The organism is Bradyrhizobium altum, from assembly GCF_020889705.1.
Classification (GTDB): Bacteria; Pseudomonadota; Alphaproteobacteria; order Rhizobiales; family Xanthobacteraceae; genus Bradyrhizobium; species Bradyrhizobium altum.
Window position 1 is genome coordinate 15,597 of the sequence record NZ_JACMYP010000058.1, and the last position, 20,582, is coordinate 36,178.

13 protein-coding genes and 3 pseudogenes are annotated in these 20,582 nt (G+C 60.6%); 10 read left to right on the forward strand and 6 right to left on the reverse strand.

Features of this window, described 5'->3' with window-relative positions:
- Nucleotides 1-25: 25 nt before the first annotated feature.
- Together H8B02_RS16765 and H8B02_RS16770 are read right to left on the reverse strand one after the other, a co-directional pair.
- Nucleotides 26-968 (reverse strand): IS630 family transposase gene (locus tag H8B02_RS16765; protein WP_229167244.1). Its coding sequence is split into 2 segments (ribosomal slippage): nucleotides 26-631 and nucleotides 633-968, totalling 942 coding nucleotides; the frame shifts between segments, so codons are not numbered across the junction.
- A 414-nt stretch (nucleotides 969-1,382) separates the two neighbouring features.
- Nucleotides 1,383-2,362, reverse strand: a pseudogene (locus H8B02_RS16770) (IS91 family transposase); the annotation flags it as partial.
- A 169-nt stretch (nucleotides 2,363-2,531) separates the two neighbouring features.
- On the opposite strand from H8B02_RS16770, the gene H8B02_RS16775 reads away from it, so the two are divergent.
- The 5 genes and pseudogenes from H8B02_RS16775 to H8B02_RS16795 form a co-directional block, all read left to right on the forward strand.
- On the forward strand, nucleotides 2,532-3,089 hold the full coding sequence (locus H8B02_RS16775; protein ID WP_229167245.1) for a site-specific integrase: 558 nt from the start codon (nucleotides 2,532-2,534) through the stop codon (nucleotides 3,087-3,089).
- Entirely contained in the window at nucleotides 3,086-3,763 is a 678-nt protein-coding gene (locus tag H8B02_RS16780; RefSeq protein ID WP_229167246.1) for a tyrosine-type recombinase/integrase, read from the forward strand. Before H8B02_RS16775 ends, H8B02_RS16780 begins: the two co-directional genes overlap by 4 nt.
- Entirely contained in the window at nucleotides 3,763-4,668 is a 906-nt protein-coding gene (locus H8B02_RS16785; protein ID WP_229167247.1) for a tyrosine-type recombinase/integrase, read from the forward strand. Before H8B02_RS16780 ends, H8B02_RS16785 begins: the two co-directional genes overlap by 1 nt.
- Nucleotides 4,665-5,015, forward strand: a complete 351-nt coding sequence (locus H8B02_RS16790) for a site-specific integrase (RefSeq protein ID WP_229167248.1) — start codon at nucleotides 4,665-4,667, stop codon at nucleotides 5,013-5,015. The genes H8B02_RS16785 and H8B02_RS16790 overlap by 4 nt, the downstream gene beginning before the upstream one ends.
- 43 nt (nucleotides 5,016-5,058) lie before the next feature.
- Nucleotides 5,059-5,226: pseudogene (locus H8B02_RS16795) on the forward strand (tyrosine-type recombinase/integrase); the annotation flags it as partial.
- Nucleotides 5,227-5,445: 219 nt separating this feature from the next.
- On the opposite strand, the pseudogene H8B02_RS16800 reads toward H8B02_RS16795, so the two are convergent.
- Both H8B02_RS16800 and H8B02_RS16805 read right to left on the reverse strand, forming a co-directional pair.
- Nucleotides 5,446-5,640, reverse strand: a pseudogene (locus H8B02_RS16800) (transposase zinc-binding domain-containing protein); the annotation flags it as partial.
- A 9-nt stretch (nucleotides 5,641-5,649) separates the two neighbouring features.
- Nucleotides 5,650-6,510, reverse strand: a complete 861-nt coding sequence (locus H8B02_RS16805) for a tyrosine-type recombinase/integrase (RefSeq protein WP_229167249.1) — start codon at nucleotides 6,508-6,510, stop codon at nucleotides 5,650-5,652.
- 616 nt (nucleotides 6,511-7,126) lie between these two features.
- On the opposite strand from H8B02_RS16805, the gene H8B02_RS16810 reads away from it, so the two are divergent.
- From H8B02_RS16810 to H8B02_RS16830, 5 genes are all read left to right on the forward strand, one after another.
- On the forward strand, nucleotides 7,127-8,548 hold the full coding sequence (locus H8B02_RS16810; protein WP_229167250.1) for a toll/interleukin-1 receptor domain-containing protein: 1,422 nt from the start codon (nucleotides 7,127-7,129) through the stop codon (nucleotides 8,546-8,548).
- A 299-nt stretch (nucleotides 8,549-8,847) separates the two neighbouring features.
- Entirely contained in the window at nucleotides 8,848-10,953 is a 2,106-nt protein-coding gene (locus H8B02_RS16815; RefSeq protein WP_312000966.1) for an AAA family ATPase, read from the forward strand.
- Nucleotides 10,950-11,603 (forward strand): 4Fe-4S single cluster domain-containing protein, encoded by a 654-nt coding sequence (locus H8B02_RS16820; RefSeq protein ID WP_229167251.1) that lies wholly within the window; start codon nucleotides 10,950-10,952, stop codon nucleotides 11,601-11,603. Before H8B02_RS16815 ends, H8B02_RS16820 begins: the two co-directional genes overlap by 4 nt.
- Nucleotides 11,604-11,610: 7 nt before the next feature.
- A complete protein-coding gene (locus tag H8B02_RS16825) occupies nucleotides 11,611-17,880 on the forward strand; it encodes an AAA domain-containing protein (protein ID WP_229167252.1) in 6,270 nt (2,089 codons plus the stop codon).
- The gene (locus H8B02_RS16830) at nucleotides 17,877-19,244 is read left to right on the forward strand and encodes a hypothetical protein (RefSeq protein WP_229167253.1); all 1,368 of its coding nucleotides are present in this window, start codon (nucleotides 17,877-17,879) and stop codon (nucleotides 19,242-19,244) included. The genes H8B02_RS16825 and H8B02_RS16830 overlap by 4 nt, the downstream gene beginning before the upstream one ends.
- Before the next feature lie 161 nt (nucleotides 19,245-19,405).
- Here H8B02_RS16830 and H8B02_RS48970 read toward each other — a convergent pair whose 3' ends face one another.
- The gene (locus tag H8B02_RS48970) at nucleotides 19,406-19,909 is read right to left on the reverse strand and encodes a tryptophan 7-halogenase (RefSeq protein ID WP_376711670.1); all 504 of its coding nucleotides are present in this window, start codon (nucleotides 19,907-19,909) and stop codon (nucleotides 19,406-19,408) included.
- Nucleotides 19,833-20,243, reverse strand: a complete 411-nt coding sequence (locus H8B02_RS48975; protein WP_376711671.1) for a tryptophan 7-halogenase — start codon at nucleotides 20,241-20,243, stop codon at nucleotides 19,833-19,835. Before H8B02_RS48975 ends, H8B02_RS48970 begins: the two co-directional genes overlap by 77 nt.
- Nucleotides 20,244-20,582: the final 339 nt, after the last annotated feature.

The window sequence follows — 20,582 nt, forward strand, 5'->3', positions numbered from 1 at the left end:
TGGTCGGTGCTAGAGTATGATGTTTTTATATGGAAACATAGCCTGAATTTTTGAAATAGTTGGCGCATTCCTCTTTGGAGAAGATATCGAGGAGTTCGCCGACCTTGCGCCAAGTTGCTTCGACATCACGTGTCTCCGCGGCTCGCATCAGGTGCTTGAGCTTGGCGAAGACCTGCTCGATCGGGTTGAGGTCGGGGCTATAGGGCGGCAGGAAGAGTAGATGCGCTCCTCTGTCGCGGATGGCGTTGCGGACAGATTTGCCTTTATGACTGCCGAGATTGTCGAGGATGACGATCTCGCCTTTTGCCAAGGTGGGCGCCAACACTTTCTCGACATAGAGCGTGAAGAGCTCACCGTTGATCGGGCCGTCGATGACCCAGGGCGCGCTGATCCGGTCGTGGCGCAGCGCTGCGATGAAGGTCATGGTCTTCCAGTGGCCAAAAGGCGCAGATGCTTCAAGACGCTGCCCACTCGGTCCCCAGCCGCGCAGTGGCGCCATGTTGGTTTTGATCCAAGTCTCGTCGATAAAGACCAGGCGTGAGGCCTCGATCCTGCCCTGATGGGCCTTCCAGCGCGTCCGTTTACGCGCGATATCGGGGCGGTCTTGTTCGGCGGGCCGGAGCGTTTTTTTTGAAGCTCAGCCCCTCGGCGTGAACGAACGTCCATACCGCCCGCACGTCTGTCTTGATCCCGCGCGCAGCCAGTTCCTGCGTCAGCTTCCGTAAAGTGAATGGTCCGGAGCGAATGCGTTTGCGCAGCCAGTCGGCGTTGGTGCCGGACAGAACCGGCTTCTTGTGACCGCCGATCTTGCCGGGAGAAACGCCTCCGGTCTCCCGCCGCAGATTCTTCCACTTCGTCACACAGGAAGGACTGATCTGAAGCGCTTCTGCAATCGAACGAACCGTCTCGCCAGCGTCAGCCCTCGCCAGAGCGAGTTCGCGAAGGTCTTCCGAATAGGGTCGCGTCATCCATGCTGGCCCCCGTTCCCCAGCATGGAGTTTGAATCAGAAATTGTCTCCTCTGGGAATCTTGAGGGTTCTGTGAGGTCGCGGGGCAAAGGCCAGCCGCGCGCGCGGTGGCGCGTGCGACCTCATAGAAGCCGGATTGAACGAAGCTACGGAGTTGTGGGCGCTATGGCGATAGTGCAGCTGGTCCAACTGCGGAGAAGGCGCGCCTGTGGTCGCCGCGCGTCGGCGCGATATTGATCGGACGTGAGCGGCGCCATTGCTTGGGCCGAGAGCGCGATGCCGCGAGCGATTTGCTGCGCTGTGATGCGCGGCCGAGTGACTGACAGGGTGAGCGGTGACGAGGGCGGGCACGGCGACATCGAACGTTGCCACCGAGAAGGTGATCCCGGAACGGGTGGATGGTGCAGGCGCTGGTCATGACGTGTCACAACGAAACGGATGGTCGCGCGGGCAGGCTCGCGGGACGACATCGACGCGCCGCATGGTGCCGCCACAATGCGGGCAGACGGGGATCTCACATTTGGTGTCGCCGGCTTCTTGATCAGTCGGAGCGTTACGAACGTCAAGGAGTTGACGGCAGAGGGCGATTCTATTGTTGCGTCCGCCATTGGCGAGGAAGCCATAGTGGCGGATGCGATGAAAGCCGTCCGGCAGGGTGTGCAGTAGAAAGCGCCGCATGACTCATCGGCATCAAGCGTCATCACTTTGGCTTTACGATTCTGCCGATAGTCCTTCCAGGAAAAGCTCACCTTGCCATCGGCAAGCGAGATCAGCCGACTGTTGGCGATGGCGACGCGATGCGTATAGCGGCCGAGATAAGCCAGCACCTGTTCGGGCCCGCCGAATGGCGGCTTGGCATAGACCACCCAGTCGGTCCGTCGCAATTGATCGAGGCGCTGGGCGAACGCGGCGGGATTGGCGAGATGGGTGAGATCGCCAAAGAAGCCCAACTCGCCGGCCGTGAAGGTAGCTTGCAGCTCTTGCAGGAACAGGCGGCGGAACAGCCGGGAGAGGACGCGCACCGGCAGGAAGAAGCCGGGCCGGCAAGCGACCCAGCGCGTGCCGTCGAGCGAAGGTCCACCACCAGGCACGACGCAGTGGGTATGCGGATGGTGTTGCAGCGTCTGGCCCCAGGTATGGAGGACGGCGGTCACTCCGAGCTGAGCGCCGAGATGCTTGGGGTGGGCTGCGATGGTGGTGAGCGTCTCGGCCGCGCAGCGGAACAGAATGGCATAGACCACCGCCTTGTTCTGGAAAGCAATCTCTCTGGCCGGCGCCGGCAACGTGAAAACGACGTGGAAGTACGGCACGGGAAGGAGTTCGGCTTGTCGCTCGGCAAGCCATTGCGCGCGCGCCGAGCCCTGGCACTTCGGGCAATGCCGATTGCGACAGGTAATGGGCGTCACCCATTACCTGTCTTATGGGCAAAGCCGGTAATGGGGAGCTGCCAATCGCGATCACCGTATTTTCCTGTGTATTGCCGCTCTCGAGCTCTCCATTACAAGTCGCCCGTGCGGCCCCGTTGGGTCGGCCACTGATGGCCGGTCACATACGGAGACGGACATGTTGGAGACGTACTTCTCGGCAGCGAAGATGCTGGGGCATCTGCGCAGTGGGCCGAGCGGGCCTTACCTTGACGGGTTTGCAGCGGCGCTGGAGCGGCAGGGCTATGGCCCGGAGATAGCGGTACGCTATTTGCGAGCGGCGGCTCACATCGGCCACGTTATGGCCGAGCAAGGCGCGGGCCTGACGGACGTTGATCTCGCCGCGTTCGGCGAGCACCTGCGCACTTGCCGGTGTCCACGCGCCAAAGGCGGCCGGCGCAACCACCACACCATCTACGGTGCCAGGCTCTTTCGTCGGCACCTCGTCGAGCTCGGCCTTTGCCGGTCCGCGGCCGTGGGGGCAGCACCCGCCGAGCCGCAGCTGGTCGCCGACTTCAAGACGTGGCTGCGCAAGCATCGCGGCGCATCCGATGCCACCGTCAGGCTCTACGCCCGCGACGCCGCGGGCCTGATGATGGAGCTTCGATCTGACCCGGACGGCTGGAGGCCGAACGATGTCCGCAGTTACTTCCTGGAGCGGGCGAGCAATAGCGGAGTGGCACGATCGAGAAGATGACGACGAGCCTGCGGGCCTTCCTGCGGTATCTCGCAGTCGCAGGCCGTTGTCAGGCAGGTCTCGACGGCGCCGTTCCAGCCTACGCTCATTGGCAGCTTGCCGACATGCCCCGGTATCTGTCGACCGAGCAGGTCGACCGGCTGATCGCTGCCTGTGACGGCGACGTCGGTGGGCGCCGGCGTGATCGTGCGATCGTACTTTTGTTGGTGCGCCTCGGCCTGCGGGCCGGTGACGTGGCGCAACTGCGTCTCGCGGATATCGAGTGGCAAACGGGATCGCTACGGGTCTGCGGCAAGTCGCGCTACGAGGTCCGGCTGCCGCTACCGCAAGACGTCGGGGATGCGATCGCCGCCTACCTCGAATGCCGGCCGTCTACCCGCCGGAACGATCTCTTGTTCCTGCGCACGATCGCGCCGTGCCGGCCATTCCGACGAGGCGACGGCATCTCGTCGGTGGTCAAGCGTATCATGAAGCGGGCCGACATCGTGGCGCCGGTCAAAGGGGCCCACGCTCTGCGGCACACCGCGGCGACCGAGATGCTGCGCCATGGCGTGCCGCTCGACAAGATCGGCCTCGTCCTTCGGCATCGCGGCATCGACACGACGGCCCATTACGCAAAGGCCGACGTCGCGCTGCTGAAGCAGGTTGCTCAGCCCTGGCCGGAGGCGCTCTGATGCTCGACGCCATCGAGACCTATCTCGCGCTCCGCCGCACCACGGGCTTCGCGATGTCGACCGCGGAGTACCTGCTGAAGAGCTTTGCCGCCTTCGCGGCCGAGCGCGGACAAACGTACGTCGAGACAAAAACAGCGATCGACTGGGCCGCGCTCGGACCATCCGTCGCGCAACGCGATGCACGGCTCAGAGCCGTCTGTCGCTTCGTACGCCATGTCCAGGTGGAGGACGTCGGGCACGAGCTGCCGCCGGCAAATCACTTCGGCGCCCGCAAGAAACGTCGCACGCCGCACATCTACACGACAGACGAGATCAGTCGGCTGGTCGAAGCCGCGCTGCGGCTTCGGCCAACGCGCGGCTTGCGCCCGCACACGCAAGCGACCTTGATCGCGCTGCTCTCATCCACCGGGCTCAGGATCTCCGAAGCCCTGAAGCTGACGATCGCGGATGTGACCCGCGACGGTCTGCTGATCCGCGAGACCAAGTTCCGCAAGACGCGACTGGTGCCGCTGCACGACACGGCGGTCGCCGGCTTGCAGCGATACCTGGCACGTCGCGGGCCCGGCTCAGACGATGATCCGGTCTTCATCGACAAGCGCGGTCGGCCGCTACGCTACATTGCCGTCAAGGAGACCTTCGACAGGCTGGTCGACAAGGCTGGCATCAGATCGACGTCGGCTCGCCGTCCTCGCCTGCACGATCTCCGGCACACGTTTGCGGTGCGCGCGCTGCAAGTCAGCCCTACCGGCCGAGGCCGGTGCGGGGCGCACATGGCGGCACTCGCGACCTACATGGGTCACGTTAACATCTATGCGACCTACTGGTATCTCGAGGCCACGCCCGACCTCTTGCGCGATGTCGCCATGGCCAGCGAAACGTTCATGTCCGAGGGGAGGTCAGCATGACGCCGATCGCTCCCCTCATCGAGACGTTCCTGCGCGACACCCTCGCTTGCCAGCGGGGCGCCAGCCGGCACACGAGGGACTCCTATGCCTCGAGCTTCCAGCTGCTGTTCGTGTTCGCCGCCGACCGGCTCAAGGACAAACCTTCGGCGCTGACGCTCGAACAGATCGATGCCGGGCTCGTCAGCACCTTCCTTGAGCATCTTGAGGACGAGCGCAAAAAACGCGGCCGTGACGCGCAACGTTCGCCTGGCGGCGATCAAGTCGTTCTTCCGCTTCCTCGAGTACCGGCAGCCGGCGGCGCTCGAGCAGATCCGCCGTGTACTGGCGATCCCGTTCAAGAAAACTGATACGCGCCTGGTGCCCTACCTTCTGCGCGAAGAGCTCCAAGCCGTGCTCGACGCTCCCGATCCGGCGACACGCGATGGCATCCGCGATCGCGCAATGCTGCACGTGGCCGTCTGCGCAGGGCTGCGCGTCTCCGAACTGACGGGCCTCAAGGTCGATGACATCGACCTGCCTTCGATGAGCATCCGCGTGCTCGGCAAGGGACGCCGGGAGCGGACGCTGCCGTTGTGGAAGCCGGCGGCCGCCGCACTGCGTGCCTGGCTGGCCATCCGCGGGCAGGTCGCGACACCTGCGGCGCGGCGTCTTCCAGCCCACCGACCAGCTGATCGAACTCCTCAGGCGTACCTCGTAATGGAGAGGGGGTTGGCGGTGATTGGTGCAGGAGCGCGATCAAATTGCCGCCAGCTCCCCATTACCGGCTTTGCCCATAAGACAGGAGTTGTAGGCGATGCGAGCGGCACCGCAGTCGTCGCATTGCTCGACGTGGCCGCCGAGCACGGCCGTCCGGCATGCCGTGATCGCGCCCATGACGCGCCGCTCGACGCGGCCCAGATGCCCGGCACGGGCTTGCCGAAACGCTTCGCCGTGGCGGCGGAAGATATCCGCCACTTCCAGAACCGGAGCCATCAGGTCCGCTCAGCCGGGCGGCACGACCTCCAGGCGAAGCCGGTCAAGCGGACTTGGCGTATTGCTGATGGTCTTAGTGGCGACTTGGGTATAGCGCGCCGTGCTGGCCAGACTGGCATGGCCGAGCAGCACCTGGATGATGCGCACGTCGGCCCCATTCTCCAGAAGATGGGTCGCGAAGGTGTGCCGCAGCGTATGCACTGTCACCGACTTGCTCAAGCCGGCCGCCGCACAGGCTGAACGGCACGCGGCATGCAGCACGTTCGGGACGAGCGGACGCTCGTCGTCGCGACCGGGAAACAGCCATCGCTTTGGCCGAGTGAGCCGCCAATACGTCCGCAGAATCCTCAAAAGCTGCGGCGAGAGCATAACGTAACGGTCCTTGCCGCCCTTGCCGTGCTCGACCCGGATCAACATCCGTTGGCTATCAATGTCGACAACCTTCAAGAGGACCACTTCCGATACGCGCAAGCCTGCGGCATAGACGGTGGTCAACGCGGTACGGCTCTTTAGGCTTGGGATTGCTTCCAGGAAGCGAACGACCTCGTCGGCGCTCAGCACGACCGGCAGTTTGCGCGGTTTACGCGCATAGGCGATGCGCTCCGGAACGGCGTCATGACCAAGCGTCACACCGTAGAAGAACCGCAGCGCGCAGACGATCTGGTTCAGCGCCGGCCAGGACATCCCTATCGCAACCAGATGAACCTGGAAGGCACGGATATCCTCCAGGTCAAGGCGGTCCGGGGAACGACCGAAATATCGGCTCAACTTCGCTACGGCGTTGAGGTAGGATTGCTGCGTCGCCGGTGACAGATTGCGGACCGTCATGTCCTCGATCATGCGGCGGCGAAGTGGGCTGATCTCAGCCATCGGAAAACCTCCTGTCTCTAAAGGGTTGGGCTTCGAAAACCCGCAATCCTCTCAGACAGGAGGCAATCCTTGCTATGACTCCCTACATGCCGCGCCAGCGGCTTCGTTCAATCCCGATTCCGGTAAAAACAACATGCTCTAGCAGAAAGTGAGACTAGGATTTGAGCCGATATCAGCCCGAAGGAGCCAGTGCATTCTACAGAGTTTTGCATCGGCGAGCCCGAGTGTAGGCAGATAACGTGTAGCTACCGGCGCGACGTTTTGTACCGGCCAAGGTGCGCACACGCTCGTTGGGCGGTGCTCCAATGACGTCACAAGGGTACGATTCGTACAGAACCAGCTAAACACTCGCCGCTGAGAATTTGCCACCGCTCTCTCATCCGTATCGTTCTGGCGAAGGCGACTTGCGCGTTTTGATGGAGATTGAAGAAATAGGCGTTTGACCAACCTCTTCGGAGGACACCATCTCCCGGACCACCGAATAGAGGCGTCATTGGCGGAGCCGAGGGACTCGCCGGCTGGATGGGAACAACGTCAACACGCTAGGCCTTTCGCAGAAGCTGCATACGAAGTAGAGTTCCGTGATTTGGCAACCAGGTTGTTTGGGGAGTGGCAGATGAGGTTCGTCGCTGGCGCTCAAAAACAGATTTCAACTTTCATCTCTCATAGCGCGGAAAACAATGACGAGGCTCAATATTACGAAACGCTCCTAAAGAATGCTGGCTTTTCGGCATTTCAATACAGCCACGGCCTCCATTTCGGAGACCGAATGAGCGTACTGAGAGATAAAATTCGAGAGTGCAGTTTTTTTATTCTCGTGGTCAGTGATTACTCGATGAAATCGGAGTGGGTTCAGCGCGAGCTGGGTCTGGCTGTGTCCCTGCGGCGCCGAAACAGCGGCTACCGACCGATTATCATTCCGCTCTATGCGGCAGGTGGGCGCAGCTGGCAAAGAGAAGGGCGTCCAACCCATTTCCCCACGCGACACTTTGATACCGGGACATTGGCTGAACCGTTTAGCCTATCGGACATCCGCGGCTTGGATAAGCACGCCAGCCCCATCGCGGACAGTGATGACAAGCTCGTCTCTTTGATGAAACCAAATGTGCTTGTAACGAGACTCGATTTCAACGACGCGGCGACATTTGACGATACAGGTGTATTCGATCTGTATGAGGATATCTTCCCAGAGATCGAACAAGACGATCGGGACGATATTGTTCGTTGGGTCTTACGCACTGATCTCGGGCAGAAAAGGAGTTTCGTATTATCTGGAAAGACAGAGCTTTCATACAGACTGGACTCCCGCTATTTCATTTTGTGTCTTGCTGATCGAGCCATCGGACTTGGATTTTTTACTTACGACCACTCCAACAAACTGATCTACGGAAACTATATCGCGGTACAGCAGTGCTGGCGTAGCGGCGATATTGCGCATGCATTCTTCGATGAAATCATGAAAATTCTCGAGGGGCTATTCCCGAAGTATCAAGGCATGGTCTTTGAGGTTGAGAGATTTCAAAAAGCCAAGCTCGAGAAAATAGTATCGGGACTGGAACAATCAGGCTCCCGATTGATAGAAGATCGCGACGACCAAAATGAAATTCGAAAATTCTTGAGAGTTGCTTGGTACTACAAATTGGACTGCTACTGCTTCTTCGATCGAACAATCGCCGAGCCCTTGGTCTGCCGCTCTCCGAGCCTTGACCCCAGCCGCAATCAAGACGATTGGGCGAGCGATGAGGAGGACTATTGGATCATGTGGTATCAGCGGCCCGGATCAATGCTTGATCATGCGAAGGCGAAGCAACTCTGGGTAAAGGCACTCAACAGCATCTATCTTGAAATTCTAGCTAAGTCACTGTCCGAGTGCCATGCTGAGAACGGCCAAGAATATTGGAACTACGCTGCGGCTATTGTGGAGAAAACCCTACGAGAATCGGAAACGAAAGATATCGTTTTCAAGAAATATCTCGATCGCAAAGATAGTCCGCTACTTCGCCGATTGACAAAGCTCAAGCTTCATCTTCCGATCTGATTGCGGCAGCGTACTCATAGCCGCGAGAACTCTGGAATCCGCAACCGAAGCTCCCTGGTTGGGCGAAGCTTCCGCGAAGGCGACCTGCTTCTGAACACGCGGTGCGCTCGTCACGTCCGGGTGTCTCCCTCGTCGGCGCCGTGGATTCAGGCTTTTGGGCAGGCTGTTGTTCATCGAATGCGTCGCTTCACGACCGTGTGCTTAAATTATGCGTGAAGAAGCGTAAAAGATCCTAAACGCCCGAGTTCGACGTGCGTTCCGATCGCTCACGCGCCGAAGACAGGCTTCTCCTTTAATGGGTGCGAATTGCCTTCGAAAACTCGCGCCGCCTGCCGAACGACGATCTCCCAGAGAAAGCGGTTGCCGTCGCACACGGTCTGAAGCGTTTGGCCGAGCAGATCGCTAACATTACTAGTGTCCCCGATGCTCTGCAGGCCCTTTCGATCTCGATCGAGCCGCCCGTCTCGTCCTTCGCCGCCTTATCCCATTTCCCTATGGACTCTTGGGAAATACTCTCGAAATCGGCGAGTGAGATGCCGTATAGTCGCGCGATACGCGTACAAGGGGGCTTCTCGGTGCACGACAGTTCGGTGGAAAGAGCCAGATGGCTCCGCGATTTGCTGCGCTTTCTGCCTCTGCGCAGCCAATTCGTGCTCTCCGGCAATACCCGGGACCTTCAGATCCACGAGGTCGGTCCGGGCGAGGTGACCGCAGCGCCGCTATCGAGGGTCCTGCCAGACCATTTAAAGGCAGCTGGTTATGGGCGGATCATCTGGTTCGATCTTCTGAACGGATTTCGGGACGTCGAGCCCGCCGACGGAAGTTACCTCACTCAATTGGGTCTAGTGCCGACCAATGGCACTGCGGCAGGCGGGATCGACCTTCTGTCGACCACGCTTGAACGGCACGTCACGGCTGAAGGCCAGCCCTCCGTCCTGGTCGTGGACTTCGCCTCGAGACTGGTCGCACGAAACGACGCATTATCACCTGCCGAGCACCAGCTTTTCTCCCGGGCGCTGATCCTGTCTCACGCGGCGCGGGCGCGTCCGGCAGGCGACAAACGCCTGCCCTTCTTCAATACGGTCGTCTGGATCGTCGACAAGGAGGGTGATCTGCCCGATTGGTTCCTGATCGGAAACCCAAAGGTCAGACACGTCCCGATCGGGCGACCGGATCATCTGGCGAGGCGGAGCATGATCCGCTCCCTTGTTCGCGGTCTACCCGGCGCGCAGAACGCGGACCAATCGGACCTAGAAAAGTGTACGCATGGCTTCGTTGACGAGACTGAAGGCCTGCTGTTGCTCGACGTCAGCGCGGTCGCGCAGCTCGCCCGCAGCGAAGGCGTGCAGTTCGATCGGATCGCCGACGCCGTGCGGCGCTTCAAAGTGGGCGTGACTGAGGATCCCTGGCGCAAGATCAGCCGCGACAAGATCACTTCGGGTGAAGCCTTCGTCAGACGCCGCGTCAAGGGACAGTCCCACGCAGTCACGCATATGCTTGATATCGTCAAGCGCGCGGTGACCGGGATCGGACAATCGCCGCGCGGCGGCCGGCCAAGAGGTGTCGTCTTTCTTGCCGGGCCGACCGGCGTCGGCAAGACGGAACTCGCCAAGACCATCACCAGCCTGCTGTTCGGCGATGAATCCGCGTATATCCGCTTCGACATGTCAGAGTTTAGCGCCGAGCACTCCGACCAGCGACTGATCGGCGCACCGCCCGGCTATATCGGATATGATGTCGGCGGCGAGCTCACCAACGCGATCCGTGAAAAGCCGTTCAGCGTCGTCCTGTTCGATGAGATCGAGAAGGCTCATCCGAGGATACTTGACAAATTCCTGCAGGTTCTTGACGACGGCGTCCTTACCTCCGGACGAGGCGATCGCGTCTATTTCTCCGAAGCGTTCATTGTCTTCACCTCGAATCTAGGCATCTATGTACCGGGACCGTCCGGCGAGAGAATTGCCAACGTCACGCCCGAAGAGAGTTTCGAAGCGGTACGCAGCAAGGTCCGAGGCGAGATCGAAAGGCACTTCAAGCAAGTCCTCAACCGGCCCGAGATATTGAACCGGATCGGAGAGAACGTCATCGTTTTCGACTTTATCCGGCCCGAGGTCGCAAATGAGATATTCGATTCAATGGTCGACAATCTGCTCAGGGACGTCAGCTCGCTGGGCTATGAGGTGAGTTTGAGCGAAGCTGCGCGCGAGGTCCTTCGCGGCCTGTGCCTTTCTGATCTTTCAAACGGCGGCCGAGGCATCCGCAACCAAGTCGAATCTCACCTCATCAACCCGCTCTCGCGGGCTCTGTTCGATGGGGAAGCGGAAACGAGACGCAGATATAGGATCGAAGCGGTCCGCCCCGGGCCATCGACCTCGATTGATCTCGTGAGCGAGCAGTCCTCATGAGCACGATGGTCAATCTATCGCGCATCCATTTCCCGATAACGACCCTGGGGCCTGGCCGCAGGATCGGAATCTGGTTTCAAGGCTGCTCGATCCGTTGCCCAGGATGCATCTCCATGGACACATGGGCGCAGGGGCGCGGAACAACGACCATAACAGAAGTCATCAAGGCCGTTTCACCGTGGCTATCGACCGCCGACGGGATCACGATTTCGGGTGGAGAGCCTTTTGACCAGCGTGAGGCCTTGTTCGACCTTCTAACAGAACTTCGCGCTCGCACGAAGGCCGACATCCTCGTGTTTAGCGGCTACCCCTGGGCCACGATCTGCGAAGCGCTCGCCAGCTCGCCTCCTCTCATCGACGCGGTTGTTTCCGGGCCGTTCAATATCGATGAGACGCAAACCCTTGCGCTTCGTGGCAGCGACAATCAAGAGCTGCACCTCCTAACGCCGTTGGGCCATACTCGGTTCGCCAGTTTCGAGCGTCGCATCGACGAAACAGACCGCACCTTCGATGTCATGTTCGACGACGATGGCGACGTCTGGCTTGCCGGCATTCCCGCGCGCGGCGACTTCCGCCGCCTGCGACATATTCTTGAAGACGGCGGATCAACGCTTGGAACTTCGGAAGATACCCGTTTCCCTTCTCTTTAGAAATTTGATGATGATCAGACTTTGCCCGAACTGCGCTACCGAACGGCCTGTCACCGAAATCTTCTGCGAAGGCTCGTTGAATGGACAGACCTGCGGCTGGGACCTGTCGGCCGTCGATATAACCGCTCCCGGCTTGACGAGACCGAAGCCTAGTCCGCGGGTAACGTCGCCATCGAAAGACCCTACCTGCCGAAATGGTCATCGGGGCTCGGCCGGCGACCTGGTTTGCGGTTTCTGCGGCGAGCCGATCATCGAACGCGACGAGCCGCCCTCACCAGCCGAACCTCTTCCGGCGCCGGAGCCTCCGCCAGACACTGAGACGGTCGTCGACGGTTGGCATTTGCAGGATCGGATTGCCTCATCCAGCGCGGTTCGCGAGCGCTTCGTCGCAACCCGCGCCCAAGACGGACAACGTGGAATACTCACACTTTATGCGGCCGGCTCGGAGCCGGACCGGGCGATCTATGATTTGCTCGTAAAGCTTCCTCGAGATCACGTCCCCGAATTCTTCGCAACCGGCCGCTGGCAAGAGCGCGCCTACGAGGTCGCGGAGGAATTCAAGGGCGGCACTCTTGCGGATTTTGCCGTCGATCCTGCCGATCCGGCGTCCATTGCAACGTTGGTGGGCGAGCTCGCCAAGGCCGTTCACGCTCTCACCGAAGCCGGATTGCGACACAGGGATCTGCGCCCTTCCGTCGTCTTCGTGCGGTCAAAAGAGCCACTCGACCTTGTCATCGGCGGCTTCGGATCGGCACGGCTGTCCGAATTCGACCTCGATATTGTGTCTCCGCTCGAAACCACCCGTTATATGGCGCCCGAGGCAATCGCCGGCGGCGTAGCTCCAGCTTCCGACTGGTGGAGCATGGGGATGATCCTGCTGGAGAAGATCACCCAGGGTGGCTGCTTCGAAGGCATCAATGAGCAGGCCTTTCTGATCCACATTCTCACCAACGGCGTACACCTGCCCGAAAACCTGGATGAGCGGATCAACACCTTGCTGCGGGGCCTGTTGGCCCGTGACAGGCGTCAGCGCTGGCAGTGGAAGGAAGTTCAGGCATGGCTGCGCGGAGAGAGCGTATCAGCACCAGCGACTGAGGCAGCGGGCGAGAAAGAGGGGCAAAGCTCGATCTCTCTGGGTGGAAAGCAATATCGCTCCGCAAACATGTTCGCATTGGCGGCGGCGGAAGCTGGGAATTGGGACCAAGCCAAGGCCCTCGTCCTCAGGGGCGCGGTTGCAAGTTGGGCTTCGGAAGCCGGCTTCGAAGCGGCGGTTGCGGCCGCTCTTCGGCAAATTCTGCGGACCGAAGAGCTTCAGGAGGATTTGAAGCTTTCCATCTCTTTGAAGGCGCTCAATCCTTCGATGCCGCTGATCGTCAGGGGCAATATCGTCACCCCGGGTTGGCTACTCGATCACCCGATCGACGGTTACACTCTCATTACGGGGCCGGCCCCCGACCTGCTCCGGAAAATCGATCCGGACGATTGGCTTTGGCGTCTGAAGGTCCGCTCGGACGCGGTTCGAAAGCGATTGGCCCAACTCGAAATCGCGGTCGAGGAGGATGCTTTGCGCGTCCATCTTCTGTCGACCTCGATGGCTCGCTTGGCCGCCCTCTGGGAAGAGCGGCGAAGGCTCTTCCCCGATAGCGACCATGCCGGCGTTGCCACCCTCACCGAGCGCCGCATCTCGGCGGAAGAAGACCTCATCATCCTGCTCAGCGCGACGTCGAACCAGTTCCGCTCCGCCTCCGGGGTCATCGAAGAAGCAGAAAAAGAAGCGTCCACGGCAGGGCTGGGCAGCTTTTCGGCCGAGGAGGCGATGGAACTGCTTGGCCGGCCGCGTCGCGAGATCTACCAGGCAATTGACGAGCGCATTCAAAACTTTGCCAGATGCGGCATTCAGCAAGTCGACGAGTGGGCGGATCAGTTTCGCCTCGACAGACGGATGCCGCTTGGGCGCGCGCTCGCCCTTCTCTGTGTGGAACTAGACGCCTGGAGACCGCTTCCAAAGCAAGGCTATGTGTCCACCATCCTCAACTTCTTCGCCAAGCGGATTTCGGGCGGGGTCTTGCGCGGGCCGCTGACGCGGATGCTGATCGGCAAGTCGACCAGGATCGACCTCACAGAGCTCGATACGTCCAGGGTGCCGGCGGCTGAGATTCTCGATCAACTGATTGGTCGCACGAGCCGGACCGTGAATCTCGATCCGGCGGCTTTCGCCGATGACGATGGCCTTGAGCGTAGGCTCCGATCGCTGCATTCCCACGCGCTGCTCTACAAGCGTGACACCGGCATCGATGGCCTGTTCATGGGATTTCCGTTCCTGATCATGCGCGATCAGCGGCCGAACGCCAGACCCCGGATCGCCCCGGTCCTGCTATGGCCGGTGCGCATCAATCCGGAGGTCGGAAACCGCGGTCATGTGACTTTAAGTTATGGACGCGAGAAAAATCCGGACACGGAGATCGAGCACGTTCTCGTCAACCCGGCGCTCGAAGCCATGCTCGGCATCCCCGAGGCGAGACGTTGGCAAGAAGCCGCCAACGAGCTCCTGACCCATGCAAGCCTGTCCGTCCAGGCGGTGATGGATGCATTCAGCCGATTGGCCGAGCCGGCCGGCAATGAATTGACGGCCCTTCCCGGAAAAGACGTTGACGTCGGCGTCCAAGAGCGTCAGCTGGTGCCAGCAGCCGTGCTGTTCCACCTGGCCTTCATGGGCCAGGTGGTGATGAAGGATCTTGAGACGCTCCGGGGCTTGCCCCCGACCGCGACGGCACTCGAGGCCGCCCTGCGCCTGAACGAACAGCAGGCGACGCCTTCGGCATCCCCGCCGGTGAAAGAGGCCGACCGGTATTTTACCGCGGATAGCGATCCCTCGCAGGAGGCGGCCGTCCTCGAAGCACGTCAGGCGCCGGGACTGGTGATCGAAGGGCCTCCCGGAACCGGCAAGAGCCAGACCATCGTCAACATGGTCGCGGACGCGATCGGCACGGGAAAATCGCTTCTCGTGATCTGCCAGAAGCAAGCCGCCCTGGAGGTGGTCCGCAAGCGCTTGGACAAGGAACGCCTGACGGACCGCTTCGTCATGATCACCGACGCCAATCGCGACCGCGAGCCGATCGTCGGCGCAATCCGTTCGCAGGTGCAGGCTTTGCACAATCTGTCGCCTGGAGGATCTCCGGCCTGGAAGCGCGAGCGCGATCGCCTGGCCGCGCGCATCGAGACGCTCGAGATGGAGTTGGACCGCCGCCAGATCGCGCTTCATTCCGTGGACGATCGGACCGGATTGTCCTATCGAAGCCTGCTCGGCGAACTGCTCGAGATCGAAGAAGGCAGGAGCAAGCCGATCGACGCGCCTGAACTCCGTTCCTTACTGGCTGATCTACATCCAGCGGACGTGGCGACGATCGAGGAGAATTGCGGTCCGCTCGCGAAATTCTGGCTGGCGTCGAAATTCGAAGACAATCCCCTGTCCGCCCTCAAGCCGTTTAATCCCGATCGAGGAACCGCCGCCGCCCTCGCCTCGCATCTGCAAGCATTTTTGCAAGCCGACGCCCGGCGGGAGCAGACCGATGCTGAGACGTCGAACTGCCTGAAAATATCGGATGCGGCGGAACTTCGCTCTTGGCTTGCCGAAGCGGACGAGCTCCGCTCGATCAGCGATTCAGTCTGCGCAAATCTCGCTCGACTGCGGCCGCTGTTTCGGAACGTCGAGGATGGGACATCGGAGGCTACGCGTATTCTCGAGGGCTTGTCAGCGATTAAAGAAATCTTCTCATCGCTCGACGGTCCATCCTACAAGCCGAACTTTTGCTCCAAGCTCATCGCCTTCGATGAGGAAGAGCTCTGCTCCGCTGGAGAGCTCGCGGGTCAAGTCCGCTTGCCGGCACGCGCCATACAATGGATCAACCCGCTCCATTGGCTACGAACGCGCCGTGTACGCCAGCTCCTTGCCTCATTGCAGCTCCCGCAAGATAACGACGCCATCGGCTCGTTGTATTATGCGGTCGAACTCGAATTGGCCATACGCCAACCAAGGCGCGAATTAGAGCAATATTTCACAATCCTGTTCGGCCGCGCCCCCGATCTGGACGTGTCGCCCGGCAAGCTCGCCGACTTCGCCGAGCGCCTTGGCTCGTTCCTCAATGGTCTGGGCGGCCACAATTCGCTCATCGATCGGTGCCCGAGCCGGCTTGAGCTCGATAGGACGTTGTCCGCCGGAACGACCGAAGAGCTCGGCACGTTCTTTGAGCGGGCTGATCTTGCGCTCACCAGGCATGACACGCGAGAGGAGAGCCGCGCCGCCTTGGAGCGGCTCAAGACCTATTTCGACGAACTGTGGCTCGGATCGAGACGCTCGGCGATCGAGAATGGCTGCTCCAATGCGAGCGCCATTGACCAGATCGTACAGGTCCTGCCGATGCTCAATAACTACCAGGAATATCGGCTTCGATCTTCGCGGCTGGACGACAAGGAGCGCGCCATCTTCGCAACACTCAGGTCCAGGGAGTCCGAGCTTTCGGAACTGGCTTCCGAAGGCCTCGACGCCTGCATTCGCGCCACCATAGGCCGCGAGGCCCGTTTGGCGTGGAAGGCCGGTATGGAGAGCGTGAATACTGACGTGTTGTTCGACGCCGACGAGCTCGATGCGAAGGTAAAATCGCTCGCGGAAGCCGACGCGCAGATCAGGCAGTACAATCGGGATCTTCTCGTCCAAGGCATCGATGCGACAAGAGTGCGTCCGACGACGGAGTGGGATGCAATCACGAGGCTACGCGGGCCAAGAGCACTAAGATTGCGCGAATTCATCGATCGCGCCGCTCCGCTTGGTCTTTTCGCGCTCCGGCCGGTCTGGCTCATGACACCGGATGTCGCAAGCCGCGTTCTGCAACCGCGCGCCGGACTCTTCGATACCGTCATCTTTGACGAGGCTTCGCAGATGCCGGTTGAATATGCCCTGCCCGCCCTGTTCCGAAGCAGACTCGTTGTCGTCAGCGGCGACGAAAAGCAGATGCCGCCGACCTCCTTCTTCGCCAGCAAGGTCGAGAACGATGAAGCGGCGATATTCGACGGCGAGGAACCTGAAGAAGGAGCCAGCGAGGAGGAACGCGAGGCCTTCGCGGAGACGTGGAATCGCAGAGAGATCAAGGATTGTCCCGACCTCCTCCAACTCGCCCGTTCCGTGCTTCGGACCCGTACTCTGCAGGTGCACTATCGTTCGAAATATCGAGAGCTGATTTCATTCTCGAATGCATCGTTCTACGCCAACGGTCTTAGCGTCCCCGTTCGCCATCCAGTAGAGACAATCCGCAGGCTCAAGCCGATCGAAGTGGTGCGCTCGGACGGTACTTACAAGGCCCAGACGAACCAAAAAGAAGCCAGCGATGTCGTGCAATACCTGTCCGAGCTTTGGCAGGATTCATCGCCACCGTCGGTCGGCGTCGTCACGTTCAACCGCAAGCAGGCCGACGCCATAGAAGATGCCTTGGAAGATCGCGCCGAAAACGATGCAGCGTTCCGAGAGGCGTTGATGCGCGAACGCGAACGTATCGAGCATGGCGAAGATATGGGCTTTTTCGTCAAGAACGTGGAGAATGTGCAAGGCGATGAGCGCGACATCATTGTTTTCTCCACGACCTTTGGCCGCAATGAGCACGGCGTCTTCCGCAAGACCTTCGGCGCGCTGGGGCACGCTGGAGGCGAGCGCCGCCTGAACGTTGCCGTGACGCGCGCAAGGGAGAAGGTGGTCATAGCGACATCCATGCCGATATCTGAGATATCGGACCTATTGACGAGGCGTAATGGGCCGAGGGTGCCGCGCGACTATCTGCAAGGCTACCTCGAATATGCCAGGACGGTATCTGATGGTCTTGCAGACTCCGGAAAGACGCTTCTGGACCGCATGGTCACCGAACAGCGCTCTCACCACGATTCTGGAAGTTATGAGGACGACGGCTTCACGAGGTCGGTCGAAGCATTCTTGGCGGCGAATGGCTATAAGCCCAGTCGGGCTCGTGACGGCGGCGCATTTAGCCTTGATTTCGCCGTGACCGATCCCCGAACCGGCCTCTACGCGATCGGCGTGGAATGCGACGCGCCCCGACATCGATTGCTTCAAAGAGCGCGTGCTCGCGAAATCTGGCGTCCCAACGTGTTGGGAAGAACCGTTCCTTATGTCCATAGGGTTTCGTCCTATGCTTGGACTCATGCCGGAGACGCCGAACGGCTGCGGCTCAAGAATGCTGTCGAACAGGCGCTGCGTGGGGGAGGATTGCAATGAGCGGACCGAAAGCATTCAGGATCGTTACCCGAGCCGAGATTATCGCCATCTGCCACCGCAACCTGGCGCGGCTTGACGCGGCGATCGAAAGCTGGACGTCCGCCGGCAGGCGCAACGGGACGACTGAGCAGAAGGATATCGATAAGGTCACAGGCCGGCGGGATGAGCTTCGTCGCCTGCTCGAGGCCGATCGTTTCGCCGAGCTCCAGAAGCAGGTCGCCGCCGAAATTGGCTTTCTTCAGGCGGATTTCGAGCGCCGGGTCGAAAGAGCTGCCGAAATTGTGGCCCGTTCGAAGCGCGACCTGAGACGCTCGAAAGCAGCAGCCGAGGCGCTGCTACAAAGACTGCAAGCTCTGAAAGTCGAAATTCCCGCCGACATTCGAAGCGAGCTCAGTGGTTTGGCGGCATCTTCCGAGCGCCTGGAAGCGGCCATGGCAAAGGCGCTGTTGCTGCTTCCTTCTCAGGCGGCACATGTTACCGCGACAGACCGCCAACGCGAGCTTGCCACTCGCCTGGACGCCGGCGAGCGCCGTGCGACCCTGCGGGAATGGATTGCCGGGCAGGCTCAGGAGATGGAGGACCCCGCCCTGGGGCGCGTCGATGCTCTTCTCGGCGAATTGCGCGGGCTCGGTATCGATTCCTCCCCATTCTCGGACCGTGTCGCGCTCTTGGAAACGGAGCCGCCGGCTCGAAGATCGCTTGTCGCCGACAGCCTTCTGTTGGACCTGACCGCGGCTGTGAAGGATGGCCGCGCCAGGGCGCGGCTAGCGGACGAGCTCCGGGCGCGACGCGCCGAGCTTTCAGCGATGCAGTCAGCCGAGGCTACCTCGCTGCTGAGCGAAATCGAGCACACACTCACCTCGCCATCGCCCAGCAACGGGCAAGAACTCGTCAAACGCGCCGACTTTCTCATCGAGGAAGAATTCAAGGCGATGGCCGCCGCGGAGCGCAGGCGCGCGGTGCTCGAAGGTCTTGCCGGCCTGGGATATGAGGTATCGGAGGAAATGGCGACCGCTTGGGTCCAGAATGGCCAGGTCGTCCTGCGTAAGGCGGCCAATCCTGGCTACGGGGTAGAACTGTTGGGCGGATCGAGATCGGATCTCCTCCAGGTGCGCGCCGTGGGGATCGGCAGCTCGGCCGATGCTCGCGATGCGAATCGTGACCGCGACATGGAAACGATCTGGTGCGGCGAGTTCGATCGCCTGAAGGCGTTGGTCGCGAAAGCAGGCGGGAACATTGCGATGGAATTCGCAAGGCCGGTCGGTCAATTTCCTCTGAAGATCGTGTCAGATCCGGGTGCAAGCCACGAGGCGGCGGTTGCCGAACGATCCTATCTGTCACGACCAGTGAACCGGCCGAACTAGCAATTTGTAAAAAAGCCAGTTGCACTCTCACGGAGATCTCGCAATGTCCGCGAAGATCTCACTGCCCGAACTATGTCCTTTGCACGGTCGAGAGCTGTCGCGGAACTCCTTCAGGCACGTCGGTCGCTTGCCGCTCTAGGCAACTATATGCTCGCATTGGCTCAAGCGGCGGTCTCATCGCTTGGTCCTGCCGTTGCAGAAGGGTTCCTCCTTCGTCGAAGATGCTGAAGATAGTCCAGATGGCTGGGCAATCTGCTGACGAGCTCGCGCGTGCGATTCTGTACTTCTTGAAATGCCGCAAGGGCAGAACGCGCGTCAGCGTGCCGCAGAGTAGGTAGGCTGCAGAGGGGCCGATAGTTCAACCCAAGCAACATTACGGAGTAGGAGTAGAATTCGAAGCCGTGGTAGCAAGGGTTGATGCTCCTTTCATTCGGAAGCCGCTTCTTCCAAAGCTGAAGACGTTGGTCCACCGATGGAGGCACAAGGATTTCCTTCGTTGCCCGCCAAAACGGCGTGTCGACCCTATCGGAGGCGCGATAGTGAAGCACAAGAAAGTCGCGCACCGCGTCGATGCAATCGGCCATGACTCTATTGTAGTCGGCCACAACATCCGGCTCCGTGGTGACGCCGGTATAATGGCGCAGGAGCTCCTCGACTGACTGCAATAGACGTAGCCGGTGCCCACACGGGTAAGAGCGGAATGTTCCAGACCCAACCAGAGGATAGCGCAGTGGCAGAAGAGGGTTCGATATCGGATCTGTCGGCAGGATAAGGAACCTGCAACGCTACCGCGCGGTCGTTCAGCAAGACCTCCTGGAACGAAACGAACGGCTCCTGCAGCGCTTGATTGATGAGCAAACCGCGAAAACCGGTACAATCTACGTAAAGCGATCCTTTCACCGCGCCAGTTCTGCGCGTCCTAAGACAATCGATTGACCCATCTATCGACAGAAGCACGTCGTCGACATACTGATGGTGTCCGGCGAACGGAGAGCTCACGGCCCGTCCCGACCGGACTCGTCGCAAAGGCGCTTCGTGCCAACAGAAGGTGTATGCGCCGCGAGGGCTGCCTATGGCCGGAGGCTAGCCGATCCCCTCAAAGAGATTGTGAGCCTCGGCGAGCCGACCGACCTGCCGTTGGCGCGTGAGCCGGTGACTCTCTGCGTTCGATGGCAACGGAGCGACGATCATATCCCGGCGCTCATACCGGGGTCGCTGCCACACGAGACGGCGTAGAAGCCGCCGCTAGAGTAGATCGGCACAGCATCGGGAGAACCTTGACGTTCGGCGGAAGTCGGAGCGGCCAGGTGGATAAGGGTACGTAGCAGTGTTTTCTCC

Bases quoted from the DNA above. Each gene is read 5' to 3' on its own strand.
- H8B02_RS16775 (WP_229167245.1), top strand. From the start codon at position 2,532: ATGTTGGAGACGTACTTCTCGGCAGCGAAGATGCTGGGGCATCTGCGC.
- H8B02_RS16780 (WP_229167246.1), top strand. From the start codon at position 3,086: ATGACGACGAGCCTGCGGGCCTTCCTGCGGTATCTCGCAGTCGCAGGC.
- H8B02_RS16785 (WP_229167247.1), top strand. From the start codon at position 3,763: ATGCTCGACGCCATCGAGACCTATCTCGCGCTCCGCCGCACCACGGGC.
- H8B02_RS16790 (WP_229167248.1), top strand. From the start codon at position 4,665: ATGACGCCGATCGCTCCCCTCATCGAGACGTTCCTGCGCGACACCCTC.
- H8B02_RS16805 (WP_229167249.1), bottom strand. From the start codon at position 6,510: ATGGCTGAGATCAGCCCACTTCGCCGCCGCATGATCGAGGACATGACG.
- H8B02_RS16810 (WP_229167250.1), top strand. From the start codon at position 7,127: ATGAGGTTCGTCGCTGGCGCTCAAAAACAGATTTCAACTTTCATCTCT.
- H8B02_RS16820 (WP_229167251.1), top strand. From the start codon at position 10,950: ATGAGCACGATGGTCAATCTATCGCGCATCCATTTCCCGATAACGACC.
- H8B02_RS16825 (WP_229167252.1), top strand. From the start codon at position 11,611: ATGATGATCAGACTTTGCCCGAACTGCGCTACCGAACGGCCTGTCACC.
- H8B02_RS16830 (WP_229167253.1), top strand. From the start codon at position 17,877: ATGAGCGGACCGAAAGCATTCAGGATCGTTACCCGAGCCGAGATTATC.